We start from the raw sequence: 6,637 nt of genomic DNA, 5'->3' as shown, positions 1-6,637 counted from the left end.
GACTTGACCAAAATAAACCTAAAGGTTTATATCGCAACTAAATCTTTAATTATATGTTTATAAGGAAGATTTCAGTTGCTAAAAATAAATAATGGAAAACATTAAATGTTAGCAGTTTTGAAAGTACTAACAAAAGTTAATACTTTAATCAAAAGATTATGTGGTTATTATAGCAAAGAGGATACACCTGTTCCCATTCCGAACACAGAAGTTAAGCTCTTGAGCGGCAATGGTACTTGGGGGGCAACCCCCTGGGAGAGTAGCACGTAGCCACGTAATCTTTTTTTATACGTGTAAAACAATGTTTCATGAGGAACGAAAAGATGATAACAGAATGCAATTTATGGTAAAAAATGTAAATTAATAAATGAGTTGAATTCTAATAAAACTTATGATAATATTAATGTGTTATATGTTTAGGAGGTATCATGGAGAAATCGTTATACATGGAAGAAGCTTTAAAAGAAGCGTATAAGGCATATAATAAGGGAGAAACTCCGATAGGAGCCATTATAGTTAAAGATGATAAAATCATAGCTAGGGCACATAATCGTACAGAAGAGTTAAAAGATAGTACGGCTCATGCTGAAATGTTAGCTATAAAACAAGCATCTGAAATATTAGGAGGATGGCGACTTATAAATTGTGACTTGTATGTTACCATGGAACCGTGTATAATGTGTAGTGGAGCTATAGTTAATTCTCGAATAAAGAATATAGTTATTGGAGCTAAACATATAAAAAATTTAAAAATGGAAAAACAACACGAGTTTAAAATGGATTATTATAAAGATAATAATATTGAAGTAACCTTTGGTATACTCAAAGACGAGTGTTCGCATATTTTGCAAGAATTTTTCAAGACTCTTAGAAACAAAAACTAAGGAGAGATGGTCGAGGGGTCGAAGGCGCTCGCCTGGAAAGTGAGTATGCGGTAAAACGTATCGTGGGTTCAAATCCCACTCTCTCCGCCAACAAATAAATATGGTTGTAATTTTGCTGTACTAGATGGGGAGGTAGCGGTGCCCTGTAACCTGCAATCCGCTATAGCAGGATTGAATTCCATCTAGAGGTTTTTACTTTGTGGAGCTGCCCAGAATAAGTGGTGTTGATGCTTAGGTCCTGTGCAATGTAAGCTCATGAACTCCGTCAGATCCGGAAGGAAGCAGCGGTAAGTGATTCCTTGCATGTGACATAGGAGTGCCTAGGTTGAGCTAACTGTTTTGGTAACGTCTGTGAAGTATTAATCAATAGATGGTGTACAGCATTTATATATAAATATAATAATCCCTTTAATAGGGATTTTTTTGTACATAAAAACAATTAACAAATATTTTTATTTATTATAAAATATATGATATAAATGTATTTGAATTGGAAAAAATTATAGATAGATTTTTATAACAGTAAAAATAGTTTTGAAGGAGATGTAAATATGCATAAAGCGTTGTATAGAGTATATAGACCAAAAACATTTGAAGATGTAGTTGGGCAAGAACATATAGTAAAAACTTTGAAGAATCAAATAAAAAATAATAATATAGGTCATGCATATTTATTTTCTGGAACTAGAGGTACTGGTAAAACATCTACGGCTAAAATATTTGCTAGAGCAGTAAACTGTCTAAATCCTATTAATGAAGAACCATGTAATGAGTGTGAAATATGTGTAGACACATTAAATGATAACATCATGGATATAGTAGAAATAGATGCAGCATCAAATAATAGTGTAGATGATATAAGAGAGCTAAGGGAAAGTGTAAAATATACTCCTTCAAAAGCAAAATATAAAGTTTATATTATAGATGAGGTTCATATGTTATCTCAGGGAGCTTTTAATGCTTTATTAAAGACTCTAGAAGAACCACCATCATATGTAATCTTTATATTAGCGACAACAGAGCCACATAAAATACCAGCAACCATACTATCTAGATGCCAAAGGTTTGACTTTAAAAGAGTATCGTCAAAAGATATTGCAAATAGAATGGCATACATATGTGAAAAAGAAAATATACGAGCGGAGGAAAAGGCATTAAATTTAATAGCTAGAAATTCTCAAGGTGCCCTAAGAGATGCTTTAAGTATACTTGACCAATGTATGTCATTTGGGAATGAAAAAATAGAGTATAATGATGTAATAGAATTACTAGGTACTGTTAATATTGATGAACTATTTGAATTGTCTCAAGCTATTATAGGAGAAGACACTAAAAAATCACTTCAAATATTAAATGAATTTATTATTTGGGGAAAAGATATAAGAAATTTAATAAATGATTTGATAGATCATTTTAGGAATTTAATGGTTTGTAAAGTTTCTAGGGAACTTGATGAAATTATTTCATTACCTGAAGAAAGTATAGAAAGATTAAAGGAACAAGCTAAAACTATTAATATAAATGATTTGATAAGAATATTAAATATATTATCCGAAACACAAGATTCAATGAAATCATCTTCTAATACAAGGATATTAGCTGAAGTCACTATAATGAAAATAGCACAACCTATGTTTGATGAAAGTAAGGAAGCTTTAATTAAAAGAATTGAAAATTTAGAGCAAATAATAGAAAGTGGGAATATAAAAGTAGTAACAGTTCAAGGTGAATCTGGTGAAGGAATGAAATATGATGATGAACAAGTAAGCAATCAAGAAGAAAAACAAGATATTGTATATGAAGAAGTAAAAAGTGAAGATGTAAAGTTAGTAGAGTCATCATGGAAAAAAATAATTCAAAAAATAAAGGATGATAAGAAACCTAGTATATATGCGCTTTTAAAAGAAGTAAGTGGTTTTTATATAAAAGAAAACTCTTTATTTATAATATTTAATGATAATTTTTCTTTTGCTAGATCAAGACTTAGCTCAGAAGAAACAATAAAATATGTAGAACAAGTTATAAGAGAAGTACTAAATAGAAGTTTTCATCTTAAAATATATTTAAAGTCTGAAATTGCAAGTATGAATCTAGAAGAAACTAGTAGTAAGAGTGATGAAGGAGAAGAAATACTTAAGGGAATAGTAGAAGAAAGTATATTAGAAGTAAAAGACAGTATTGAAAAATAATATAATAAATGATAAAAATTATATTGTGATATAAACTAAAATTAGAAATTTAAGGAGGAAGTATATAAGATGGCTAAAAAAGGATTTGGTGGAATGCCAGGAAACATGAATAACATATTAAAACAAGCTCAAAAGATGCAAGAAAATATGCAAAAAATGCAAGAAGAGTTAGAAGCAAAGGAAGTTGAGGCTTCAGTAGGTGGAGGAGCTGTTACAGTTAAAGTTAATGGCAAAAAAGAAGTTATAGACATAGCTATAAAACCAGAAGTAGTAGATCCAGATGATATAGAAATGTTACAAGACTTAGTTTTAAGTGCAGTTAATGAAGCCTTAAGAAAAGTTGATGATATGCAACAAAGTCAAATGAGCAAGGTTACTGGAGGAATGAATATTCCAGGATTATTCTAGTAGGTGATAAATATGCAAACATATACAGAGCCTATTAATAGGCTTATAGAAGAGTTTTCTAAACTACCTGGTGTAGGAAGAAAAACAGCACAAAGATTAGCTTTTCATGTTATAAATATGAATAACAATGATGTAGAATCTTTATCAAAGGCTATATTAGATGCAAAAAGAGAAATAAAGTACTGTTCTGTTTGTTGCAATATAACAGATAAAGATCTGTGTGGCATGTGCTCTAATAAAAATAGAGACGCTAGTATTATATGCGTAGTGGAAGATCCTAGAGATGTTGTTGCTATGGAAAGAACAAAAGAGTTCAAAGGTCAATATCATGTACTTCATGGAGTTATATCTCCTATGGATGGTATAGGACCAGATATGATAAGGATCAGAGAATTAATTACTAGATTAGCTAACCAAGATGTAAAAGAAATAATAATGGCCACTAATCCAACTATAGAGGGTGAAGCCACGGCTATGTACATATCAAGACTTGTTAAGCCTATGGGAATAAAGGTTACAAGAATAGCTCATGGTCTACCAGTAGGTGGAGATTTAGAATATGCTGATGAAGTTACTATTTCAAAGGCATTAGAAGGTAGAAGAGAAATATAAAACCAAGGTATATCCTTGGTTTTTATTTATATTAGAAAATAGATATTCACAAAAATAACTTATTGACAAATGAAGTTTGTATTATATAATTATAGTAATTATTAAATAATTTTATAGGGGTGTAGTATGAAAACGACTATGAACTTAGAAGAACATAATGCAATGAAGGAAAAGCGAGAAAAAAAAATTAAATCTAAAAATAAAGTTAAAAGCGTAGATAAGGATTCGTTGGGAAGTAAAAAAAGTAAAAAAGCTATTAATAAGAATTGCAACAGTGGTGTGTTTAGGAATAACTATAAAAACTACCAATATGATTATGAAGAAGATTTTTACGAGCCATATTAAGTAAATAAAAGCGTATGAAAATTTAAATTTTCATACGCTTATTTTAATCTCGAGATAATATGTCAAAAGCTAATTTAGCAATGTCTTGTGAAGCATTAAGTTTTTTTATAGCTCTTATATTTTTTTTTGTCATTTCAATTCTATCAGGGTTATCGATAAGAACCTTCAAAAGAATACTTAAAGTGTATTTTTTTGATGTTCTCAATGAAGCTCCGCAGTTCGAAAGAAAATCTAAATTCTCTTCTTCTTGACCAGGAATAAAATATGGAATAATCATAGGTACTTCTTTTAATAAAGATTCAGTAGTGGTAAGACCTCCTGGTTTAGAGACTAATATATCTACAGATGCCAATAAATCGTTCATTTTGTCTGTGAATCCAAGTACACATATTTTTTTATCAAGAGTATCTTCATTAGCGGCTAAGGTTTTTTCTAATTTTTCTTTTAATGATTTATTTCTTCCTGTTATAACAATAATTTGAAAATCTCTATCTATAGACATTAATTCGGAAAGGGTGTCTTTTATACTACCTGCACCAAAACTGCCACCCATTAAAAGTACTGTGAATTTATCTGGATTCAGATCAAGTTCAGATAATACTGACTCTCTATCTCTATGAGATAAGAATGATTTTTCAACTGGTATACCGTATGGTTTAATTTTATCTTTATCAATACCATCTTCTATTAATAACTCTTTTACATACTCATGTCCTGCGATATAATAATCAATTTCATTTTGTATATAGGCAGAGTGAGTAGTATAATCAGTTAAAACCGTTATAAGAGGAGGAATAGTTAAATCCTTATAATACTTATGAAGACTCTCTGTAAAGGTACCTGCCTCTGTGCTATTATAAAGCTGTGAATGCTTTTTTAAAGTACTAAGTGCTATCATAGGAAACGGATGAGTACCTATAATCAAATCTGGTTTTTTATTATCTACTAATTTTTTTAACTTTCTAGATATTAAAGAAGTAAGCGGATTATCTTTAAATTCATTTTTAGATACTAGACTAGTCTCAGTTAATTTATAAACACCGCCCCATGCTTTAGGTGTATATTTAGCTGATTTTTCATATCCTCTAGAAATTAATTTATCCATAGTTCCATTTACTATTTTTAAACTATCTATAATTTCACAATCAATAGTTATACCATTAATTGTTTTGTTTGTTAATTCTTCTTTTATAGCCCTGGCTGCTCTATTATGACCTCCTCCAGTAGAAGCTGACATTATTAAAACTTTCTTCTGCATGATAAAATCCTCCTATTAATTTTAGAGTCGTATTGCATTATTAAAAAAAATTATGTAATATAAAAAGTAATTTATTATATAAATAATAAAGTTAATAATAATCTAATACAATATTGACAAAAAAACAAGGTAATAAACATTTTAAGGAGCTAATAAATGAAAAAAGTAGAGATTTATACGAGTGACACATGTATCCAATGTAAAAAAGCAAAAGAGTATCTTCAAAATAATAATGTAGAATTTATAGAGTACAATATATCTTCTAATCAAGAATATAAACGTGAATTAATAAAAAAAGGATATTTATCTGTACCCGTTATAGTGGTAGATGGGCAAGATATATTAGGGTTTGATTTAAATAGAATTAAGCAATTAACAGGTATCTAGAGATATATAATGGGTAAATAAAAAATAAAAGTATAAAAAAGCCAAAAGAGTAAAGAATAAAAGTAGTAAAAAGTTAAAAAAAGTTTAAAAAAAGTATTGACGATTAATTGATATGATGATATAGTATTACTTGTCCTTGAGACAGGGACAAAACGTCAACGAAAAACTTCTTGAAAAAGTGGTTGACAAAGAAAAACAGCTTTGGTAAAATAAAGAAGCTGAAACAAGCAAAGAACTTTGAAAATTAAACAGTAGGTTAACAATAAATTAATTCTTTATGAATTAAACTGAAACAACAAACCAAGCCAGATATTCAGATAATGATTAGTCTGAGCAATGGACAACTTTTTTATGAGAGTTTGATCCTGGCTCAGGATGAACGCTGGCGGCGTGCCTAACACATGCAAGTCGAGCGATTCTCTTCGGAGAAGAGCGGCGGACGGGTGAGTAACGCGTGGGTAACCTGCCTCATACACATGGATAACATACCGAAAGGTATGCTAATACAGGATAACATAAGAGATTCGCATGTTTCTCTTATCAAAGCTCCGGCG

7 protein-coding genes, 1 tRNA gene, 2 rRNA genes and 1 other RNA gene are annotated in these 6,637 nt (G+C 30.0%); 10 read left to right on the top strand and 1 reads right to left on the bottom strand.

The window, feature by feature from the left end; all coding sequences use genetic code 11:
• Window positions 1–159: 159 nt before the first annotated feature.
• The 8 genes from rrf (at window position 160) to QX51_RS18880 (ending at window position 4,438) form a co-directional block, all read left to right on the top strand.
• Window positions 160–276: ribosomal RNA gene (gene rrf / locus QX51_RS18910) — 5S ribosomal RNA — on the top strand.
• Between the two features lie 152 nt (window positions 277–428).
• A complete protein-coding gene (locus tag QX51_RS18905; RefSeq protein ID WP_039681449.1) occupies window positions 429–884 on the top strand; it encodes a nucleoside deaminase in 456 nt (151 codons plus the stop codon).
• Window positions 885–974: transfer RNA gene (locus tag QX51_RS18900), tRNA-Ser, on the top strand.
• A gap of 25 nt (window positions 975–999) precedes the next feature.
• Window positions 1,000–1,265, top strand: an RNA gene (ffs, locus tag QX51_RS20220) — signal recognition particle sRNA large type.
• Between the two features lie 170 nt (window positions 1,266–1,435).
• Window positions 1,436–3,073, top strand: coding sequence for a DNA polymerase III subunit gamma/tau (gene dnaX / locus QX51_RS18895; RefSeq protein ID WP_039681448.1), 1,638 nt, complete (start codon window positions 1,436–1,438; stop codon window positions 3,071–3,073).
• A 69-nt stretch (window positions 3,074–3,142) separates the two neighbouring features.
• Window positions 3,143–3,481 carry a YbaB/EbfC family nucleoid-associated protein gene (locus QX51_RS18890; protein ID WP_039681447.1) on the top strand — a complete coding sequence of 113 codons (339 nt, stop codon included), beginning with the start codon at window positions 3,143–3,145 and terminating at the stop codon, window positions 3,479–3,481.
• Between the two features lie 12 nt (window positions 3,482–3,493).
• Entirely contained in the window at window positions 3,494–4,093 is a 600-nt protein-coding gene (recR, locus tag QX51_RS18885) for a recombination mediator RecR (RefSeq protein ID WP_039681446.1), read from the top strand.
• A gap of 126 nt (window positions 4,094–4,219) precedes the next feature.
• Window positions 4,220–4,438: a hypothetical protein gene (locus QX51_RS18880; protein WP_039681445.1), complete on the top strand. Its 219-nt coding sequence runs from the start codon at window positions 4,220–4,222 to the stop codon at window positions 4,436–4,438.
• Window positions 4,439–4,481: 43 nt separating this feature from the next.
• Here the strand turns inward: QX51_RS18880 and QX51_RS18875 are convergent, their stop codons facing one another.
• Window positions 4,482–5,696 carry an MGDG synthase family glycosyltransferase gene (locus QX51_RS18875; RefSeq protein ID WP_039681444.1) on the bottom strand — a complete coding sequence of 405 codons (1,215 nt, stop codon included), beginning with the start codon at window positions 5,694–5,696 and terminating at the stop codon, window positions 4,482–4,484.
• A 156-nt stretch (window positions 5,697–5,852) separates the two neighbouring features.
• Between QX51_RS18875 and QX51_RS18870 the strand changes: the two genes are divergently transcribed.
• Window positions 5,853–6,083: a glutaredoxin family protein gene (locus tag QX51_RS18870; protein WP_039681443.1), complete on the top strand. Its 231-nt coding sequence runs from the start codon at window positions 5,853–5,855 to the stop codon at window positions 6,081–6,083.
• A gap of 347 nt (window positions 6,084–6,430) precedes the next feature.
• Window positions 6,431–6,637 (top strand): 16S ribosomal RNA (locus QX51_RS18865); the annotation flags it as partial.

The sequence above is a fragment of the Terrisporobacter othiniensis genome, assembly GCF_000808015.1.
Taxonomy (GTDB): domain Bacteria; phylum Bacillota; class Clostridia; order Peptostreptococcales; family Peptostreptococcaceae; genus Terrisporobacter; species Terrisporobacter muris.
The sequence above is the reverse complement of the archived record's forward strand: the minus strand, read 5'-3'. Positions and strand labels throughout refer to the sequence as shown.